Here is a 20,037-nt window from a genome sequence, read left to right on the forward strand (position 1 = left end):
TGATCGCAGTTGATATAAAATTCTGTTGATTCCTTCTCGGTCGTTTGTGTCAAAGTTGCTAACAGCCAAAGGAGTTGTGGCGATGAAGAATGAACAAAGCTTGTACGAGCATTGGGAAACGTGGCTGAGAGCCCATGCACACCCTATAAAACAATTAGAGACAAGTCACGATGATGACTATCGGGATCTTACTTTTTTGAAAGATGTTTTAAAAGGGAAACGGATAGTCATGCTGGGGGAAAGTTCGCATGGAGCCAGTGAATTTATTTCTTCCAGAGTGAGACTGGTTCAATATTTGTATGAAGAACTGGGCTATGAAGTAATCGCCTTTGAATCAGGCTTGGGGGAAACCCATGTCGCCAACCTGCAAGCCAGTGAGCGCCTTCCTGAAGATACCATGAGAAGTGCTGTGATCAGCGTCTGGCATGCGCAAGAGATGATTCCCTTGTTTGAATTTGTGCGGCAGTCTAAACAGAACAAGGTTCCGCTGAGATTGTCCGGCATGGACATGCAACCTACGGGGAGTTATCACCATTTCATACGACGTTGGTTTGAGCAGGTGAAACCAATCGTAGCGGAACAAGCGGAGCAGTTGGAACAGCAATTTGCCGCAAGCTTCTACCTAAAGGATATCGAAGCATACCAGAAGGAGAAAGTCCAAATGCGTGCCGGATATGAAGCCTTGATTCAGTTTGTAGAAGCGAATCGGTCGGCACTAGCTAACATATATCCAGAAGATCCAAATTTGATTTCTGTCACGTTGCACGTGTTAAACGGCCGCATCCAAACCGTTGAGCATTTTTTGGAAAAAGCGGTGCTCGGCAATAAATACGCAGCGGAAAACAACCATAATCAGGCTCAAAAATACTATGATGAAATTACCGCCATGCGCGACCAGCGAATGGCTGAAGAGCTTGTATGGGTTGCTGAAACATTGTATCCCGATAAAAAAATCATCGTTTGGTCACATAATTATCATATACGGAAAGAAAATGAGGCCGTTAAAAATGCGCGTTCGCCATTGCCGACAATGGGTGGGTTATTGCCTAACTCCTTAAAACAAACTAGTTATGTTATCGGTCTATATATGAATCGCGGTGTATCCGCGTTTGTTGATCATCAACCTGCTCCGGTGCGCTATCCGCACCCGGAAGGCAGTATGGAATGGATTTTGGGCAAAGCGGGAGCAGCAAACATATTTGTCGATCTGGCTGGCCAAAAGTGCGATCGTGTAACTTCTTGGATGTTCATGGAACGTCAAGCATTGGATTGGGGGACTTGGGAAGAACGATTCATCCCCCGTTCGCAGTATGATGGCATTTTGTTCATTGATGAAGTGCATATGCCAGATTATCTTGATGAGAAGGATGGATAACTTTTCCGCTTTCAAGCGATAGGATCGGCTGGCATATGAACAAAGGCTTGGGCGCCGATACGACGCTCAAGCCTTCTTGATTGTTTAATCCTCTTCTTCGTCGCCAAAGAAATCTGATAAGCTGTCCTCTTCTTCATCGCCAAAGAAATCTAATAAGCTGTCCTCATCATCGTCGTCATCATCGTCATCATCATCTTCAAAGAAGTCCTCGACGATATCCTCAACAGCTTCTTCCAGCAATTCCATAGCGATAAGCCCAATCGCGAAGGCGCCGATCGCACCCGGCAAGCCCGAGATCTTGTGGCGGAATTGGGCTTTATCAGCGTGGTATAGACTCGGATTATTCACCATTTCAAGCAGAACTTGTTGCAGATAGTCAATCAAGGCGTTTTGGTCATCGAGCAGTTGATTGTCCAACCAAAGTTCTCGTTTAACCTCTTTTTCTCCAAAGAACGTGCGCAAGTCCACCTCTAAGAGCAGATGAATACCTGTCTCTGCTATCGCGGCCACAAATTCCACTTCTTCTACTTCATTAACGAGCATCGAGGTGGGAGCCAGTTCAAACTCCTGCATGTGCCCGTCAAACGAACGAGAGTCGTGTTTTTCGCGGAAGCCAAGACGATCGAACGCATACAGGATGTTTTGCAAGCGATCGGGAGGCAAGATGTCAATCGGATCACGGTCGGTCGAATCCACTCCGGCCGCGATGTCTAAATGCGTGATAAAATAATAAGATACTGAATTGCAGGACAGCAACAGATTTTGCGGCAATTGATAAGAAAATGAATAGGTTTTTTTCTCTGATGGCTGGATATTAAACGATTCAGGGAACGGAAACCGGTTGATTAACACGGTTTGTATATGTTCTCCCGCGCGCACACTCATCATGAAATCGACATCGATTTTGTTGATTTCTTGTTCAACCGTGCCGCCTGTAATGACTAATTGACCATTGATTTGCTCTCCTAGTTTGTACTGGTGTTGATCAAGGATGAGATCGACTTGGGCGGAACCTTTGCCCAACTTAGCCATAAATTTTTTAAATACCATTTACTGAAAAAGCCTCCTTAAGCATCATGTACTTTCAAGTATATTATAAGGATAAACTGGATGGCAAATATGTCCAAAATGTAAAAGTAGGATCATATCTTTGTGAAAGTGAGTGGCATATCAGATCCGTTGCGATGTGTGAAGCAACCATATTCGGTAAACAAAAATGAATGAAATGAGGTTCTAGCACAAGTAAACACATGGTTATATCCCTATTATGAATGATTATTTATGGTTTTTGCTCTTTGAGACGCCGACTTTTATTTGATAAAGTAAAGAAAGTCATCTTTGCTAGGAGAGAGGCGTTTCCTGTGAGATGAAAGGTTTTTCCGTTTTTTGATATATCGAAATAACCTAATTTGAGTTAACAGGAGGAATCTGTGTTGGAAGGCGTCATAGGTCATGCCTTTAACATTTTGCTTGTGATCTTTTTGGTCTTATTGAACGGTTTTTTTGTCGCCGCGGAATTTGCAATTGTGAAAGTAAGGGCGACACGGATCGCACAGATTGAAGGGCGCAGAGGGAAAGCCGCCCGCAAGGTGCTGGGAGAGCTGGATGCTTACTTGTCTGCGACACAATTGGGAATAACCTTGGCATCACTTGGACTGGGGTGGGTAGGGGAGCCGGCTATCGCCAAAATGATTGAACCGGTGCTCGTTTATTTCGGTTTGCCCCAGTGGGCGATCCATACTATCGCATTTGCCATCGGCTTTTCAGTGATCACCTTTTTGCACATCGTCTTGGGGGAGATGGCTCCTAAATCGTTGGCCATTCGGAAGGCGGAAGAAACGACTCTATGGACCGCCGCGCCCCTCAACTGGTTTTATGTCTTGTTTCGGCCGTTTATTTATGTGCTGAATGGTGCGGCTAATCTCACTTTGAAGCTTTTCGGGGTAGAATTGAATGAATCGCAACAGGCCCACACAGAGGAAGAGATCCGCATGCTCATCGCTCAAAGCCATAAGAGCGGCATGATCGACCAAGTGGAATTGACTCTGTTCGACAATGTGTTTGATTTTACAGAACGGGTAGCGCGGGAAGTGATGGTACCCCGAGTAAAAATGACTTGTCTGTATGAAGGTCGACCGTTTGAAGAGAATTTCCACATCATCAAAAACACCAATCACACCCGGTTTCCGCTGTGTGGACGTGATAAGGATGACATCAAAGGGATCATCCACATTCGGGACGTCTACCAAGTGATGACTGAAGGGGGCACGCCTGATTTGTCGAGCATGGTCAGACCCTTCATTGTCGTACCGGAATCGATGGAAGTGAAAGATATCCTGAAAAACCTGCAAAAAAGAAAAATGGAGATGGCGATTGTCGTCGATGAATTCGGCGGAACGTCTGGTTTGGTGACCACCGAAGACATCATTGAAGAGATTTTCGGCGAAATTCAAGATGAGTTTGATGACGAGAAACCAGCGATCCAAGAAGAGGCCGAAGGGACATCGATTGACTCGGGATTGTTGATTGAAGATGTCAATGACCATTTCGCTTTGAACATCGATGACGAAGACAACGACACGATCGGCGGCTGGCTTTTTTCCCAATTGCAAAAAGTGCCACAAATCGGTGATCAAGTAACCTTTGGCGACTGGGAGTTTACCGTGCTTGAGATGGATGAGTTGAGAATTTCGCGCATTCTCGTGAAGAAAAAGGAGTCATTGCCATTGCCGGCGACAGAACTAGATGATTAATCTAACAACCGGGAGCTTTATAGCTTCCGGTTTTTCTTATGGGTTAAATTGAGGAAGATACATGTTACGTGATGCAATAGATCGAGACGAGTCAAGCGGATTAAATGAAATCACTATTATTCCTTCTTCCATATTTTTAATATCACAAAAAGTCGTTAAATGACAGTCAACGTGAACAACCAACTCTCTTAACAAGAGTTGGTTGTTTGAGATGTGATTCTAGGGCGTGTCTGGTGAATCCATCATGATTTCCTGTTAGAATGTTCATAACAACAAAAGCAAGGAGACATCATGATGAGACGGCGTTATGAGATTACAGATGAGGCTTGGGAAAAGATCGAGCCTTTATTGCCTTCGAATGGGAAACGAGGCGGACAGTGGAAAGACCACCGAACCATTTTGAACGGAATCCTGTGGAAGTTTGGGACGGGAGCTCCCTGGCGGGATCTGCCTGCACGTTATGGTTCTTGGAAAACTTGCTACTATCGTTTTACACGTTGGCAAAAGGATGGGACGTGGGATCGCTTGCTTAAGCATGTTCAGACTTACTCCCACGCCGTTTCCGATGTCGATTGGGTTGTTTTCGTTGACAGCACGATTGTCCGAGCTCATCAGCACGCCGCAGGCGCGCCGAAAAAAGGGGGACCCTCGCTTCCAGAATGAGGCACTCGGACGAAGCCGCGGAGGTCTGACGACCAAAATCCATCTTGCTTGTGACGGAAAAGGTCGACCGCTTGCTTTTACAATCACTCCCGGTCAACAGCATGACTGTACCCAATTACAAGCATTACTCGATTCCATTTCCGTTCCCTGTTTGGGAAAAGGAAGGCCTCGCAAGAGGCCGGATCATCTGATTGCCGATCGCGGCTACAGTTATCCGTCTTGTCGTCGATTTCTTCAAAAACGTGGGATTTCCCATACCATCCCCGAACGCAGAGATCAGGCGGAGCGTCGGGCCAAAAAGCCGGGGCGTCCTCTGACCTTCAACAAAGAACAATATTCACGCCGAAACGTGATTGAACGCTGTATTAACCGCCTGAAGCAATGGCGTGGCTTCGCCACTCGTTATGAAAAACGGGCGGTTTATTTTTGTGCCGCCATTACCTTGATTTCCTTGATCATGTGGCTCAATTAATCATTCACCAGACACGCCCTAATTTAATGCTTTATCTAAAGTTGCTTGCGCAAGAATGAGAGAAGAATCCAACAAGGGAAGGGGGCTGTTTTCTGAGTTGATGAGCATCGGAATTTCGGTGCAACCCAAAATGACGGCTTCGGCGCCTTTTTCTTTAAGTTCATGGATTAGTTTCAGATAGGCTGTTTTTGATTCTTCCTTAATGATTCCTTTAAACAGTTCATTCTCCAACACCTGATGAACCATTTCTTTTTGAGGCTCATCAGGAACAATACATTCAATCTGATAGTTAGACAAGCGGTCAGGGTAAAAGCTTGCGTTCATCGTTGCCAGCGTTCCAAGCAAAGAAACTTTCTTATATCCTTTTGCCTGCGCTGCTTCAGCTACCGTATCCGCGATGTGAATGAGAGGCAAGGAGACTCTTTTGACGATATCATCGAATAAGACATGCGGCATGTTTGCTGAAATCACGGCAAAATCGGCCCCGGCTTTTTCCAATTGGTTGATTCCGGAGGCGAGATATTGGGCGCAATATTCCCAATCCCCTTGTTTAAAGGCGTTGAAGAAATGCTGAAATCTTACACTGAATATGACTATCTCGGGATACCCGTTATCGCCGTGTTGAGCAATGTATAGCCTGGTTAACGAATTGTAAAATAATGTAGTCGATTCGGCAGTAAGTCCTCCTAATATTCCAATTCGTTTCATGTCTCGTGCCCTCCTTTGTAAGAAAATTAATATTAGTATACCAAATGGGTATGCGCGAAGGTAGCTAACATGCACTGTGTACGGGGAGTTGTATTTATAAAAAGAATGGATGATTGACACCGATAGGTACATATCATAGAATCACAAATGATTAGTCGTCTAATTAATAGGAGGCTACACAATGGATTTCAATTATTCCGACGCTTTGACCCATTTGATGGGGCATGTGATAAAGCTTCACCGACAAAGCGTCGATCTGCTGATCCAAGAACATGATGTGTATCCTGGCCAACCTCCACTTTTGTTGAGACTAGCGGAACAGGATGGGCAGTCGCAAAAGGAACTGGCGAACAAATTGCAAGTAACGCCGGCGACGCTGACGGTGATGGTAAACCGCATGCAACGAACGGGGTTGGTGATACGAAAGCCTGATCCTGTCGATCAAAGGGTGTCCCGGGTTTTTCTCACCGCTAAGGGACACCAGGCGATTGATGCGGTGAAAGAGGCGCTCCAACGAATTGAGTGTAAATGCTTGGAGAATTTCAGTTTGGAAGAGAAATTGTTGTTCCGGCGATTGTTGTGGCAAATGCATGAGAACTTGCAAGCGTTCAAGCGCGAAAATACTTAGTCGACTTATCGAATGGGCGGGTGATCGTCCACATCCATGCTCGTCTGATGATCGATTACTCATTTGAAGAAAGGATGGAAGCGGTAATGAACAAACTCAGCCATGGATTAGATTTAGATTCTACGCCACAGCGACAAGAACGGTCGCGCATATTATGGATGGCTCTCATTCTGGGTTCGTTGTCCGCGTTTGGTCCCTTGTCGTTAGACATGTATTTGCCAGCATTGCCAGCACTGTCTGCTGACTTGCATACCAGTGCGTCGATGGGCCAACTCAGTCTGACAGCTTGCCTCTTGGGGCTTTCATTGGGCCAGCTGTTGGCAGGGCCGCTCAGTGACATACGAGGACGCCGATTGCCCCTCCTTGCCGGATTGATTACTTATGCGATCGCTTCGTTATTATGCGCAGTGGCCCCCTCCATAGAAGCACTCATTCTATTGCGATTTGTTCAAGGCTTGGCGGGGGCTTTCGGTATCGTTATCTCCCGAGCTATCGTTAAGGATCTGTACTCGGGATCAGAATTGACTAAGTTTTACTCCCTTTTGATGTTGGTCAATGGGGTAGCCCCGATCATGGCTCCCATTTTTGGTGGACAGTTGATGCGGGTGACCTCATGGCCGGGAGTGTTCATTGCCCTTAGTTTGATCGGAGCGATCATGTTGGTCGCAGTCTTGGCCGGGCTACCTGAAACGCTACCAACCGAGCGTCGTTCCAAAGGCGGGATCCGAAACACCCTGTCCACTTTTCATCATCTCATCAAAGACCGGTCGTTTATTGGATATGCGCTGGCCCAAGGGCTGGTGGTTGCAGCCATGTTTGCTTATATTTCCGGTTCGCCGTTTGTTCTACAAGGCATTTACGGTGTTTCTCCGCAAATGTTTAGTTTGTTTTTCGCCATCAATGGTCTGGGGATTATTATCGCCAGCCAGGTTACCGGCAGATTGGCGGGTCGGATTGCTGAAGGCAAACTGTTTGTCAGCGGCCTCATTCTCGCCGCGATGGGCGGGATCACCCTGTTGCTTATGATTTTGATGAAAGCCGAACTGTACGCCATTTTGCCGCCCTTGTTTATCGTCGTATCCAGCGTGGGGATCGTCACCACCACCGGCTTTGCCCTCGCCATGCAAAACCAAGGGCAAGCAGCGGGAAGCGCTTCAGCATTGCTTGGGGTGTTGTCTTTCATCTCCGGCGGCCTCGTGGCTCCTCTGGTCGGTCTCGGTGGGGGAGATTCTGCCATCCCGATGGGGGTGGTTATCGCAGTAGCGGACATCGGTTCCGTCCTATGCTATTTCTTTCTCATCCGCCGCAATCGTTCATCGATATCCAATGAAAAATAGAATGGGAGTATCAGCTGGTTCTTTCCCTCTGTCTCCGAATACCATGGGGAAGGAGGGAAGCATCAGGCATAGACAAAGACCATCCATAAAGAAATATTTTCCCCTCCAGCAAATAGAAGACGCCATCCCTGCCAGGCCAAAAATGGATAAATCCCTTGATCTTGCGGGCTGGTGGATTTAGACCAGCACTATACATTTATAAAATACTAATATAAACTTGTTTGTTGCACAAACATCCTGAAAGTCGTTTTCTCCCTTGGTACAAGGAAAAGCAACCAAGGGGGTTTTTTGATGATCAACTGAAGGAAACTGTTCAGTAGAAAATTCCTTGAAGATTGACTTGTTGTTTTGTTTACTTCAGAGTGAAACAATAACCGGTTGGCAAATTCCGTATTCATTTATGTCATTTGTCCCATACATGTCCTGTTTTGGTTGAATGTGATGGTTGGCGTGTGTTCATAAGGAGGCTAATAAAAACGATGAGGATTTTTATGATTTTCCTCATTGTGCCAAAATCTGTTTTTTGACCTGCAGCGGTGATGGGGTGTCACCGCTGTTTTCATGGGCGCGAATCGGTCACGTTTCGCCGGATTTTTGTCGATATTTTGTTGTCAGATCGAACAAATAATGGAAAATATACAAATTAAATTCTGTCTGATTCAAATTAAAGCGCTTGCATAGACGGTCATTTCGTTTATAATACTTGTATACAAGTACACTTGTATCCTTTGAGAGGGTGATTTCATGCACATGCCTAATGGGCTTCTCTATCCAGAAAAATGGCTTTCCAAAGCTTCAACTGGAGATCGTGTAGCCTGTGAGCTTAGAATGCGCATTATCTCGGGCATGATCAAAAGGGGAACGGTTCTGTCGGAAAATAAATTGGCCGCAGATTTTGCTGTGAGCCGATCACCCATTCGCGAAGCGCTCAGAACGCTATCAGCTGAAAATATTATCCGCTTGGAACGGATGGGAGCTGTTGTCATTGGTTTAACAGAAAAAGAAATAGAAGAGATCTATGATGTCCGTCTATTAATCGAATCGTTTGTGTTTGAGCGCCTCGTAAAAATGGACACAGATGCATTAGTGATGGAACTTAGCAAAATACTGGAGATGATGAAAGTTGCGGTGAAATATCGTGATGCCGATGAATTTTCTTATCAAGATGTCTTGTTCCACGAGACTATCATTCGGTCCATCGGTCATTCTTACGTCTTGATGATCTGGAATAATTTAAAGCCCGTGATGGAGAGTTTTATTCTGCTGTCAATGCGGGTACGCTTCCAGGAAAAATATGAAGACTTTGCACGGATTATTAAAAATCATGAGCTGTATGTTGAGGCTATAAAAACAAAAGATAGAAACCTCATGCTTAAGTCTTTGCACCTAAATTTTGATGATGTGCAAGGAGGCGTAGAAGACTTATGGAGGTCGCAACAAATGTTAGCTAAAGGAGTAGGGCAACAGAATGAGTAGCTATATGTTAGGGGTTGACATTGGCACCACCAGTACAAAAGCCGTGTTATTCAGTGAACAAGGCGAAGTGATCCAGCAGGAAAATATCGGGTATCCGCTGTACACGCCGGATATCTTTACGGCTGAACAAGATCCGGACCAGATTTTTCAGGCTGTGGTGCAAGCCATGACGAATGTTTTGAAACCGCATTCTGACAAGAAGCTGTCGTTTGTATCATTCAGTAGCGCCATGCACAGCGTGATTGCCATGGATGAAGATGACCAACCGCTTACGCCCTTAATCACATGGGCAGACAATCGCAGTGAAACATGGGCGCAAAAAATAAAAAATGAGCTGAACGGACATGAAGTGTATAAGCGAACGGGAACACCGATTCACCCTATGTCGCCATTGAGCAAAATCGCATGGCTTGTGCATGAACATCCTGAAATCGCTACCAAAACAAAAAAATATATTGGAATCAAAGAATATATCTTTAAAAAATTCTTTGATTGCTATGTTGTCGACTATTCATTGGCTTCATGCATGGGAATGATGAATCTTCACACATTGGACTGGGACGAGGAAGCATTAGCCATTGCCGGGATCACCCGCTCGCAACTATCAGAGATCGTACCCACAACCAAGATTTTTCGTGATTGCCATCCTCAATTGGCGAAGCAAATTGGGATTGATCCACAGACGCCTTTTATCATCGGTGCCAGCGATGGCGTGCTGTCAAATCTGGGCGTAAATGCGATCAGGCAGGGCGAGATTGCCGTTACTATTGGGACAAGCGGCGCCATTCGCACCATTATCGATAAGCCGCAAACAGATAGCAAAGGAAGAATCTTTTGCTATGCCTTGACAGATAAACATTGGGTGATTGGTGGTCCGGTAAATAACGGCGGAATGGTTCTGCGTTGGATTCGGGATGAGTTTGCCTCGTCGGAGATCGAAACAGCCAAAAGATTGGGGATCGACCCTTACGATGTTTTGACAAAAATTGCAGAGCGTGTAAGACCGGGGTCTGATGGTTTGCTGTTTCATCCCTACTTGGCGGGTGAACGCGCTCCACTCTGGAATCCAGATGTGCGTGGCTCATTTTTTGGCTTAACGATGTCACATAAGAAGGAACATATGATTCGGGCTGCATTGGAAGGAGTCATTTATAATTTGTACACCGTGTTCTTGGCCTTGATCGAATGTATGGAAGGCCCGGTGACCCGCATTCAAGCCACAGGCGGTTTCGCTAGATCAGAGATTTGGCGGCAAATGATGGCTGACATCTTTGAATCGGAAGTGGTGGTACCGGAAAATCATGAGAGCTCATGCCTCGGTGCGTGCATTTTAGGATTGTATGCCACTGGAAAGAGCGATACGTTTGAGGTCGTTTCTGAAATGGTGGGGGACACCTATAAGCACACACCAAAAGCAGAGGCTGTCCAAGAATATAGAAAATTATTGCCGATATTCATTGATATATCTCGGAAATTAGAAGAAGAATATGTATCGATTGCAAAGTACCAACAAAGCTTAATCAACCGTAAATGAGGGGGAAACGAGGATGCCATTGGTTATTGTTGGGATAGGGATCATAGCCTTATTGATTTTAATCATGGGCTTTAAATTGAACACATTTGTATCATTGATCATTGTTTCATTTGGCGTTGCTCTCTTGCTTGGCATCCCAGTTGGTGATATTGTCAAAACCATTGAGACCGGGTTGGGCGGTACACTGGGCCACTTGGCGTTAATATTTGGGCTTGGTGCCATGCTTGGTAAGTTAATCGCTGATGCGGGCGGCGCCCAGCGCATTGCGATGACATTGGTCAATAAATTTGGCGAAAAGAATATTCAATGGGCTGTTGTTGTGGCATCATTTATTATCGGTGTTGCATTATTTTTTGAAGTGGGTCTGGTGTTGCTCATACCGATCGTATTTGCTATATCCAGAGAATTGAAGGTGTCGATTCTGCACCTTGGCATTCCGATGACCGCAGCGCTGTCTGTGACGCACGGCTTCCTGCCACCTCATCCAGGGCCTACAGTGATCGCAGGTGAGTTGGGCGCAAACATAGGCGAAGTATTGCTTTATGGTTTTATCATCGCGATTCCAACCGTTATTTTGGCTGGGCCAGTATTTGCGAAAATCGCTAAAAAGATCGTGCCAGAATCATTTACCAAAACCGGCAGCATTGCCTCTTTAGGTGAACAAAAAACGTTTAAACTCGAAGAGACTCCCAGTTTTGGAATTAGCGTGTTTACGGCATTATTACCTGTCATTTTAATGTCTATAGCCACCATCATTTCTTTGCTACAAAAAACCATGGGAGTTGCAGACAACCAATTGCTAGCCGCAATCCGTTTTATCGGCGATGCCGGCACTTCGATGTTGATCTCCTTGTTGGTTGCCGTCTATACTATGGGATTGGCTAGAAAAATTCCAATCAAGGATGTAATGGAATCTTGCTCAACAGCGATTTCACATATTGGCATGATGCTGTTGATTATTGGTGGAGGCGGTGCCTTCAAACAAGTGTTGATTGATGGTGGAGTTGGCGACTATGTAGCTGCCATGTTCAAAGGAACCACCTTATCTCCCATCTTACTTGCTTGGATCATTGCCGCCATCTTGCGCATCTCATTGGGGTCGGCAACGGTGGCCGCGTTGACAACGACAGGGTTAGTTATGCCGATGTTAGGGCAAACTGACGTGAATCTGGCATTAGTGGTACTGGCAACAGGTGCAGGTAGCTTAATTGCCTCCCATGTGAACGATGCGGGTTTCTGGATGTTTAAAGAATACTTTGGATTAAGCATGAAAGAAACCTTTGCCACATGGACTTTACTCGAAACATTGATTTCTGTGTTTGGGTTAGGATTCATTTTATTGCTCAACTTATTTGTATAATCCATTCCCAGCAGTAAAGCCCCGCTTCGGTGAGGGCTTACTGCCATTTAGTCAAGAAAGGGGCAGACAATATGTTAAATACAATCGGTGTTTATGGTTTGGGAGTGATGGGCAGCAATATCGCGTTAAACATGGCCAGCAAAGGCGAGCGAGTTGCTGTATATAATTACACACGAGATTTGACAGATAAACTGGTACAAAGACTGGAAGGGCAAACAATTACACCGTACTACGACCTGGAAGCTTTTGTTCAATCCTTAGCCAAGCCGAGAAAAATTTTTATTATGGTTACAGCAGGCAAAGCCATTGATTCTGTCATTCACTCTTTGCTTCCTTTGCTTGAGGAAGGGGATTTGCTCATGGACGGCGGCAACTCCCATTATAAAGATACGGAACGCAGATACGATGAACTGAAAGCGAAAGGAATCGGCTACTTGGGGATTGGTATCTCAGGCGGTGAAATCGGCGCTTTAACAGGGCCTTCCATCATGCCTGGCGGAGACCCGGATGTCTATGAACGCGTTGCTCCCATTCTTACCAAAATTGCGGCGCAAGTGGAAGGCGACCCCTGCTGTGTTTACATTGGCCCCAAAGGCGCTGGTCACTTTGTAAAGATGGTGCATAACGGGATTGAATATGCCGATATGCAATTAATCGCTGAAGCCTATACGTTTCTAAGAAAAAAGTTAGGATTGTCGGTCGATGAAATTGCGGACATCTTTGACGAGTGGAATCAAGGAGAATTGAAAAGTTATTTAATTGAAATCACGGCAGAGATTTTAAGGAAACGAGATGACATCACCGGATTGCCGCTGATCGACGTGATTTTGGACAAAGCAGGACAAAAAGGAACAGGCAAATGGACAAGTATACAAGCCATCGATAATGGAATCCCGACATCCATCATCACAGAGGCTTTGTTTGCTCGGTATATTTCTTCATTAAAAGAAGAGCGGATGGCGGCAGAAACCATCTTGGCAGGGCCTGATGAAGCTCAGCAAAGCTTAGATAAACAAGTATGGGTTGAGTATGTCAGACAAGCATTGTACATGGGCAAAGTTTGTGCCTACGCCCAAGGGTTTACACAATATAAAATGACGTCAGAGCTGTATGACTGGAAGTTGCCGTTAAAAGATATTGCGCTGATCTTCCGGGGTGGCTGCATCATTCGCGCCAACTTTTTAAATGTCATCAGCGAAGCTTATCAAGAGCAACCCAATTTGGCAAACTTATTAATCTCTCCATATTTTGCGGAAAAGGTGAAAGTCTATCAAACTGGATTGCGAAAAGTCGTTTGCGAGGGAATTCAATCAGGGATCTCTTTCCCATGTTTAAGTGCATCCCTTACATACTACGACAGTTATCGGACTGGAACATCCAATGCCAATTTGCTACAAGCACAACGTGATTATTTTGGTGCGCATACCTATGAACGGAATGACTTAGAAGGCGTCTTTCATACAAACTGGCAAGCATAAAAAGTAACAAAAAATCTTGATCGAAGCAAGCTGAGATATACATGGCATATGTATGTTTCAGCTTCTTTTTCTTCGCCTTATAAATGGCTTTTGTCCTGTGTCCAAACGTTCTTTGTAATCGCAACCTCTTGTCCAGCTTGAAAAAACAAAAAAACAGGTTTTCCATTTGGGTAAAAGCGGAAGATGTATGCATCTTGTGATATAGTAATAAGTATACGAAAAATTTAGTCATGCGGGATTTGATGCGCGACACGCCAACTGCAACTGTGATGAGATTTCAAAGGAGTCAGATACGATGGCGAGAAAATGGTGGAAGGAAAGCGTTGTGTACCAAATCTACCCCCGCAGTTTCATGGACAGCAATGGAGATGGGATCGGCGACCTGCGCGGGATTATCTCAAAATTGGATTACTTAAAAGAGTTGGGGGTCGATGTGATTTGGCTTTCACCCGTTTATCGGTCGCCCAATGACGACAACGGGTATGATATCAGTGATTATCAAGCGATCATGGATGAATTCGGCACGATGCAAGATTGGGAAGAATTGCTCGCAGAAGTTCATCAGCGCGGAATGAAATTAATCATGGACTTGGTTGTCAACCACAGCTCCGATGAACATTCGTGGTTTGTGGAAGCGCGTCGGTCGAAAGATAACCCTTATCGCGATTTTTATATTTGGCGTCCAGGGAAGGACGGCGCAGAACCAAATAACTGGGAATCGTGTTTCAGCGGATCAGCATGGGAGTACGATGAGACGACGGGAGAATATTATCTTCACTTATTCTCAAAAAAACAACCCGATTTAAACTGGGAAAACCCGAAACTCCGCCGGGCAGTGTATGACATGATGACTTGGTGGTTGGATAAGGGGATTGATGGGTTTCGAATGGACGTTATCAATTTCATTTCCAAGGATCCCGATTTGCCGGACGTGCCTAATCCAGAAGGGAAAAGATATGTTTTTGGCGGTCAATATTTCATGAACGGCCCCCGCATTCATGAATTTCTGCAAGAGATGAACAAAGAGGTTCTCTCAAAGTACGATGTGATGACCGTAGGCGAGATGCCGGGTGTCACACCCGAAGAAGCGATCTTGTACACTGCTGAAGACCGCGGTGAGTTAAACATGGTGTTCCAGTTTGAGCATATGGAGCTGGACTCCGGCCCTGGCGGAAAATGGGATGTGAAGCCTTGGCAACTCAAAGATCTGAAAGTTGTCATGACTAAATGGCAAAAGGCTTTGGAGAACAAGGGTTGGAACAGCCTATATTTGAACAATCACGATCAGCCCCGAATGGTTTCTCGCTTTGGTGACGATACTAAATATCGGGAAGAGTCGGCGAAAATGTTGGCCACCTTTCTCCATCTGATGCAGGGAACCCCCTTCATTTATCAGGGGGAAGAGATCGGCATGACGAATGTCCGCTTTGCTTCCATTGAAGATTACAAAGACATCGAAACCTTAAACATGGTGCGAGAGAAAGCGGTGGAAAACAGAGAGGACATGCAGAAAGTGATGCGCGCCATCCATATGAAAGGCAGGGATAACGCACGCACACCTGTTCAATGGGATGATTCCAAGCATGCAGGGTTTACTACGGGAACCCCTTGGATCTCCGTCAATCCAAATTACAAAGAAGTAAATGTCAAGCAGGCCTTAATAAATCCAAACTCGGTCTTTCATTATTACAAGAAGTTGATCCAATTGCGGAGAAAGCATGAGATCATCGTTTATGGAACGTATGATTTGATATTGGAGAATCATGAGCAAATTTATGCATATACGCGAACATTAGGCGATGAGAAGTTGGTGGTCATTTGCAACTTTTTTAATGGCACCCCTCGTTTTGAGTTGCCTACCTACCTCCGGTCATATAAAAAATGTGAGTTGATGGTAGCCAATTATGAAGGCGATGGGTCGGGTGACATCGAAAACATGGTATTAAGACCATATGAAGCGAGGGTTTATCGGTTGGTTTATTAAAGGTGTGAGTGAACCATACTGCCTGTGTTTCAAGGGTTATCTCAAGATGCGTTGGCGCCATGGCGGTCTGCTTTACTGGCAATGCATACATTGAAAATGATAATTAATCTCTGCGAATTTGCCATTTGCTATTGACAAAGGAATATTTCCTAAGTAATAATTATACCTAGATTATAATTATTGTAGTTAGATAAAGGTTATAAACTGCTAACTACTAACAAGGAGGATTTTGACATGTCTTTAATCGGTAAAGAAGTAAAACCATTCAAAGCACAAGCTTACGACCCAAAAAACAACAAGTTTATCGAGGTGACCGAGGCTGATCTGAAAGGCAAGTGGAGCGTAGTTTGCTTCTATCCAGCAGACTTCACTTTCGTTTGCCCAACGGAATTGGAAGACCTGCAAAACCAATACGCCACTCTGAAAGAGCTGGGTGTTGAAGTGTACTCGGTTTCCACGGATACCCATTTTACACATAAGGCATGGCATGACCACTCTGAAGCAATCAGCAAAATTGAATACATTATGATCGGCGATCCTTCTCAACAGCTCTCTCGCAACTTTGAAGTGCTGAACGAAGAAGCTGGTTTGGCTGATCGCGGTACGTTCATCATCGATCCGGATGGCGTAGTGCAAGCTGTTGAAATCAACGCAGAAGGCATTGGCCGTGATGCAAGCACCGTTGTAAACAAAATCAAAGCAGCTCAGTATGTTCGCAACAACCCAGGTGAAGTGTGCCCAGCTAAATGGCAAGAAGGTGGCAAAACCCTCAAACCAAGCCTTGATCTTGTAGGCAAAATTTAAGAGGTATGACCAATGATGCTGGATGCAGATATTAAAGCACAACTTGCCCAATATCTTCAATTGATGGAAGGCGATGTGCTTCTGAAAGTAAGCGCGGGATCGGATGACGTATCCCGCGACATGCTTGCTTTAGTGGATGAATTGGCCGCCATGTCTTCCCATATTAAGGTGGAGAAGACATCATTAGAGAGAACGCCGAGCTTTAGTGTGAACCGAATGGATGAAGACACTGGAATTACTTTTGCCGGCATTCCTCTGGGGCACGAATTTACTTCATTGGTATTGGCTTTGTTGCAAGTAAGCGGAAGAGCTCCGAAGGTTGATCAGCAGGTCATCGATCAAATTAAAAATATCAAGGGCGAATACCACTTTGAATCCTATATTAGCTTGAGTTGCCACAACTGTCCGGATGTCGTGCAAGCTCTGAATGTGATGAGTGTTCTCAATCCTGGTATCTCGCACACCATGATTGACGGTGCGGCATTTAAGGATGAGGTTGAAAGCAAAGAAATCATGGCTGTGCCAACCGTTTTCCTAAACGGTGAGTTTTTTGGCAGCGGCCGCATGACTCTTGAGGAAATCCTCGCCAAGCTGGGGAGCGGCCCAGATGCATCGGAGCTTTCTAATAAAGACCCATTTGATGTGCTTGTTATCGGTGGCGGTCCGTCTGGAGCGAGTGCGGCAATCTATGCGGCGCGCAAAGGCATCCGCACAGGCATCGTTGCTGAACGCTTTGGCGGTCAAGTGATGGACACGTTGGGGATTGAGAACTTTATCAGTGTGAAATACACAGAAGGTCCCAAACTTGTGGCCAGCCTTGAAGAACATGTCAAAGAGTATGGCATTGATGTGATGACTCCGCAGCGTGCTAAGCGCCTGGAAAAGAAAGACCTGATCGAGGTTGAACTTGAAAATGGCGCCGTATTAAAGAGCAAAGCCGTGATCATTTCAACAGGGGCGCGCTGGCGCAATCTGGGTGTGCCAGGTGAAGCTGAGTTTAAAAACAAAGGCGTAGCCTATTGCCCTCATTGTGACGGTCCTTTGTTTGAAGGGAAGCATGTAGCGGTGATCGGCGGCGGCAATTCAGGGGTTGAGGCGGCGATCGATCTGGCAGGCATTGTGAAGCACGTCACGGTGCTTGAATTTATGCCTGAGTTGAAAGCTGATGCCGTTTTGCAGGAACGTCTTTACAGTCTCCCTAACGTTACCGTTCTAAAGAACGTGCAAACGAAAGAAATCACCGGCACTGACAAAGTGAACGGGATTACTTATATTGATCGGGCGACTGAGGAAGAGCACCACATTGAACTGCAGGGCGTTTTTGTTCAGATCGGCCTCGTGCCAAATACCGACTGGTTGCGTGATACAGTCGAATGCAATCGCTTCGGAGAAATTATCGTGGATAAGCATGGTGCCACGAGCGTTCCTGGCGTATTTGCAGCTGGGGATTGCACCGACAGTGCTTACAAGCAGATTATTATTTCGATGGGATCAGGCGCTACAGCTGGTTTGGGTGCCTTTGATTACCTCATTCGAAATTAGTAAAGCAAAAAGGCTGGGTGTTTTCCCCAGCCTTTTTGTATTTGAATCCTGAAGAAGTTGGTTGCTTTAAGAAGCTGAGATTCCGTCTAATCCTTCAGTTTTTCATTTAATATGTTCTCCTCCAATACAGCAAATTTATCGCCGTATACTCTGGTGATATGTTTTTCTCCCCACGCACACAAAGCGTCTAAAATCCCTTTCAAACTCCATCCATATTCGCTCAGCTCATATTCCACTTTGGGCGGTACTTGATTATGGACGATGCGATTGATAACCCCATCTTTCTCTAACTCGCGTAACTGTTGGGTTAACATTTTTTGCGTGATGTTGGGGATCAAACGTTTTAGTTCACTTGTGCGTTTTTTGCCGTGTGTCAGATGGCAAAGGATAACGCATTTCCATTTTCCCCCTATGACTTCCAATGTAGCTTCAACCGAAATATTGTACTTCTTTTTCTGCATATGCTTCCTCCCATTCATAGGAACCAAAAAGTACCTACGAAACTTCTAAGTATCTATCGAACTTATAAGTGCGTACTTCTCATTATGATTCATATATCTCATAATAACATTCGCCGGCTGATATTAACCATGCTTTTCTTTATATCGTCTGCTAGCAGATGAACCAACCATGCAACCAGACCATTGTCAGGAGGACAGAAAATGACTTTAGATAAAAAACGAAGTACATTGGCACTGCTGGCATTGGCAGTCAGTGCATTTGCGATTGGCACCACAGAATTCATCAGTGTGGGGTTATTACCGCTTATCGCTCAAGATTTGCAAATTTCTGTAACAACCGCTGGGTTAACCGTTTCTCTATATGCATTAGGGGTCACATTTGGAGCGCCCATTCTAACATCGGTCACATCGAGTATGTCGCGCAAATCGTTATTGCTTTCTATTATGGCTGTTTTTATTGCTGGTAATACGATTGCTGCTAGTGCGACAAGTATTGGCATATTACTTGTTGCGCGTGTCCTGTCTGCGTTTTCACATGGTGTATTTATGTCGATCGGCTCGACGATCGCAGCGAATTTAGTGCGGGAAGATCGTAGAGCTAGTGCGATTTCCATTATGTTTTCCGGACTCACTGTGGCAACAGTTACCGGCGTACCTTTTGGTACATTTCTTGGACAGCAATTTGGCTGGAGATTCGCCTTTATTGCGATTGTAGCAGTTGGTGTGATTTCCTTTATAGCCAACAGTACCCTTGTTCCATCTGACTTGCCAAAAGGCACGCGCACAACATTCCGCGATCAGTTCAAACTGGTTACCAATGGTCGCTTATTACTCTCATTTGTCATTACGGCTTTAGGGTATGGAGGGACGTTTGTAGTATTTACCTATTTATCTCCATTGCTTCAAAATATTACAGGATTCGAAGAAGGAACCGTTGCCGCCATTTTGCTTGTGTATGGCGTTGCTATTGCCATCGGCAACATCATTGGCGGGAAAGTGGCCAATCAGAAGCCCATTACCGCGTTATTCTATATGTTTACTATGCAAGCAATTGTGCTTTTCATCTTAACCTTTACTGCGCCATATAAGGTTGCTGGATTGATCACGATCATCTTGATGGGGATTTTTGCTTTTATGAATGTGCCAGGACTGCAAGTGTATGTCGTGATGCTGGCTGAACGCTTTGTACCAAGTGCGGTAGATGTGGCTTCTGCCATCAATATTGCCGCATTTAACGCCGGAATCGCCATCGGCTCTTACTTGGGCGGCGTTATCACGGATTCTGTTGGGTTGATTCATACGGCCTGGATCGGGGCAGTGATGGTTTTAGGTGCTGTGATCCTGACAGGGTGGAGTCGCGCCTTGGAGCAAAAAGATCAAACCCGGGTAGGTAAACATGTTTTTTCAGAATAAAAAGGGAGAATGGTACCCTGTATCAACGGGGGTTTGAAAGGAGGTGATG

At 45.3% G+C, this 20,037-nt stretch carries 16 protein-coding genes; 13 read left to right on the plus strand and 3 right to left on the minus strand.

Annotated elements, in window-relative coordinates; all coding sequences use genetic code 11:
- The first annotated feature begins 82 nt into the window (after window positions 1-82).
- Entirely contained in the window at window positions 83-1,375 is a 1,293-nt protein-coding gene (locus tag NYR52_RS07885; protein WP_259436650.1) for an erythromycin esterase family protein, read from the plus strand.
- A gap of 84 nt (window positions 1,376-1,459) precedes the next feature.
- On the opposite strand, the gene NYR52_RS07890 is transcribed toward NYR52_RS07885, so the two are convergent.
- The gene (locus tag NYR52_RS07890) at window positions 1,460-2,425 is read right to left on the minus strand and encodes a sporulation protein (RefSeq protein WP_259436651.1); all 966 of its coding nucleotides are present in this window, start codon (window positions 2,423-2,425) and stop codon (window positions 1,460-1,462) included.
- Window positions 2,426-2,808: 383 nt separating this feature from the next.
- On the opposite strand from NYR52_RS07890, the gene NYR52_RS07895 reads away from it, so the two are divergent.
- On the plus strand, window positions 2,809-4,128 hold the full coding sequence (locus NYR52_RS07895; protein ID WP_246026850.1) for a hemolysin family protein: 1,320 nt from the start codon (window positions 2,809-2,811) through the stop codon (window positions 4,126-4,128).
- Window positions 4,129-4,422: 294 nt separating this feature from the next.
- A protein-coding gene (locus NYR52_RS07900; RefSeq protein ID WP_375163144.1) for an IS5 family transposase occupies window positions 4,423-5,263 on the plus strand; the annotation gives its coding sequence in 2 pieces (ribosomal slippage) (window positions 4,423-4,758 and window positions 4,760-5,263; 840 coding nt in all).
- An 18-nt stretch (window positions 5,264-5,281) separates the two neighbouring features.
- On the opposite strand, the gene NYR52_RS07905 is transcribed toward NYR52_RS07900, so the two are convergent.
- Window positions 5,282-5,971, minus strand: a complete 690-nt coding sequence (locus tag NYR52_RS07905; RefSeq protein WP_022738067.1) for an aspartate/glutamate racemase family protein — start codon at window positions 5,969-5,971, stop codon at window positions 5,282-5,284.
- Window positions 5,972-6,152: 181 nt separating this feature from the next.
- On the opposite strand from NYR52_RS07905, the gene NYR52_RS07910 reads away from it, so the two are divergent.
- The 9 genes from NYR52_RS07910 (at window position 6,153) to ahpF (ending at window position 18,114) form a co-directional block, all read left to right on the plus strand.
- Window positions 6,153-6,599: a MarR family winged helix-turn-helix transcriptional regulator gene (locus NYR52_RS07910; RefSeq protein ID WP_022738065.1), complete on the plus strand. Its 447-nt coding sequence runs from the start codon at window positions 6,153-6,155 to the stop codon at window positions 6,597-6,599.
- Window positions 6,600-6,685: 86 nt separating this feature from the next.
- On the plus strand, window positions 6,686-7,936 hold the full coding sequence (locus tag NYR52_RS07915; RefSeq protein ID WP_259436652.1) for a multidrug effflux MFS transporter: 1,251 nt from the start codon (window positions 6,686-6,688) through the stop codon (window positions 7,934-7,936).
- A 744-nt stretch (window positions 7,937-8,680) separates the two neighbouring features.
- The gene (locus NYR52_RS07920) at window positions 8,681-9,412 is read left to right on the plus strand and encodes a GntR family transcriptional regulator (protein ID WP_022738062.1); all 732 of its coding nucleotides are present in this window, start codon (window positions 8,681-8,683) and stop codon (window positions 9,410-9,412) included.
- Window positions 9,405-10,946 (plus strand): gluconokinase, encoded by a 1,542-nt coding sequence (gene gntK / locus NYR52_RS07925; RefSeq protein WP_132220274.1) that lies wholly within the window; start codon window positions 9,405-9,407, stop codon window positions 10,944-10,946. Before NYR52_RS07920 ends, gntK begins: the two co-directional genes overlap by 8 nt.
- Before the next feature lie 13 nt (window positions 10,947-10,959).
- The gene (locus NYR52_RS07930) at window positions 10,960-12,306 is read left to right on the plus strand and encodes a GntP family permease (protein ID WP_132220275.1); all 1,347 of its coding nucleotides are present in this window, start codon (window positions 10,960-10,962) and stop codon (window positions 12,304-12,306) included.
- Between the two features lie 71 nt (window positions 12,307-12,377).
- On the plus strand, window positions 12,378-13,784 hold the full coding sequence (gnd, locus tag NYR52_RS07935; RefSeq protein WP_132220276.1) for a decarboxylating NADP(+)-dependent phosphogluconate dehydrogenase: 1,407 nt from the start codon (window positions 12,378-12,380) through the stop codon (window positions 13,782-13,784).
- A gap of 295 nt (window positions 13,785-14,079) precedes the next feature.
- Window positions 14,080-15,768 carry a glycoside hydrolase family 13 protein gene (locus NYR52_RS07940; protein ID WP_259436653.1) on the plus strand — a complete coding sequence of 563 codons (1,689 nt, stop codon included), beginning with the start codon at window positions 14,080-14,082 and terminating at the stop codon, window positions 15,766-15,768.
- A 234-nt stretch (window positions 15,769-16,002) separates the two neighbouring features.
- Entirely contained in the window at window positions 16,003-16,572 is a 570-nt protein-coding gene (ahpC, locus tag NYR52_RS07945) for an alkyl hydroperoxide reductase subunit C (RefSeq protein ID WP_132220278.1), read from the plus strand.
- 12 nt (window positions 16,573-16,584) lie between these two features.
- On the plus strand, window positions 16,585-18,114 hold the full coding sequence (ahpF, locus tag NYR52_RS07950) for an alkyl hydroperoxide reductase subunit F (RefSeq protein WP_132220280.1): 1,530 nt from the start codon (window positions 16,585-16,587) through the stop codon (window positions 18,112-18,114).
- 86 nt (window positions 18,115-18,200) lie between these two features.
- On the opposite strand, the gene NYR52_RS07955 is transcribed toward ahpF, so the two are convergent.
- Window positions 18,201-18,575 (minus strand): winged helix-turn-helix transcriptional regulator, encoded by a 375-nt coding sequence (locus tag NYR52_RS07955; RefSeq protein WP_132220282.1) that lies wholly within the window; start codon window positions 18,573-18,575, stop codon window positions 18,201-18,203.
- A 201-nt stretch (window positions 18,576-18,776) separates the two neighbouring features.
- Here NYR52_RS07955 and NYR52_RS07960 point away from each other — a divergent pair, with 201 nt between their 5' ends.
- Window positions 18,777-19,988: an MFS transporter gene (locus tag NYR52_RS07960; RefSeq protein ID WP_132220284.1), complete on the plus strand. Its 1,212-nt coding sequence runs from the start codon at window positions 18,777-18,779 to the stop codon at window positions 19,986-19,988.
- The last annotated feature ends 49 nt before the right edge of the window (window positions 19,989-20,037 follow it).

The organism is Laceyella sacchari, from assembly GCF_024927925.1.
In the GTDB taxonomy this organism is placed as follows: domain Bacteria; phylum Bacillota; class Bacilli; order Thermoactinomycetales; family Thermoactinomycetaceae; genus Laceyella; species Laceyella sacchari.

Coding starts and splice junctions, on each gene's coding strand:
- NYR52_RS07885 (WP_259436650.1), top strand. CDS start 83: ATGAAGAATGAACAAAGCTTGTACGAGCATTGGGAAACGTGGCTGAGA.
- NYR52_RS07890 (WP_259436651.1), bottom strand. CDS start 2,425: ATGGTATTTAAAAAATTTATGGCTAAGTTGGGCAAAGGTTCCGCCCAA.
- NYR52_RS07905 (WP_022738067.1), bottom strand. CDS start 5,971: ATGAAACGAATTGGAATATTAGGAGGACTTACTGCCGAATCGACTACA.
- NYR52_RS07910 (WP_022738065.1), top strand. CDS start 6,153: ATGGATTTCAATTATTCCGACGCTTTGACCCATTTGATGGGGCATGTG.
- NYR52_RS07915 (WP_259436652.1), top strand. CDS start 6,686: ATGAACAAACTCAGCCATGGATTAGATTTAGATTCTACGCCACAGCGA.
- NYR52_RS07920 (WP_022738062.1), top strand. CDS start 8,681: ATGCACATGCCTAATGGGCTTCTCTATCCAGAAAAATGGCTTTCCAAA.
- gntK (WP_132220274.1), top strand. CDS start 9,405: ATGAGTAGCTATATGTTAGGGGTTGACATTGGCACCACCAGTACAAAA.
- NYR52_RS07930 (WP_132220275.1), top strand. CDS start 10,960: ATGCCATTGGTTATTGTTGGGATAGGGATCATAGCCTTATTGATTTTA.
- gnd (WP_132220276.1), top strand. CDS start 12,378: ATGTTAAATACAATCGGTGTTTATGGTTTGGGAGTGATGGGCAGCAAT.
- NYR52_RS07940 (WP_259436653.1), top strand. CDS start 14,080: ATGGCGAGAAAATGGTGGAAGGAAAGCGTTGTGTACCAAATCTACCCC.
- ahpC (WP_132220278.1), top strand. CDS start 16,003: ATGTCTTTAATCGGTAAAGAAGTAAAACCATTCAAAGCACAAGCTTAC.
- ahpF (WP_132220280.1), top strand. CDS start 16,585: ATGATGCTGGATGCAGATATTAAAGCACAACTTGCCCAATATCTTCAA.
- NYR52_RS07955 (WP_132220282.1), bottom strand. CDS start 18,575: ATGCAGAAAAAGAAGTACAATATTTCGGTTGAAGCTACATTGGAAGTC.
- NYR52_RS07960 (WP_132220284.1), top strand. CDS start 18,777: ATGACTTTAGATAAAAAACGAAGTACATTGGCACTGCTGGCATTGGCA.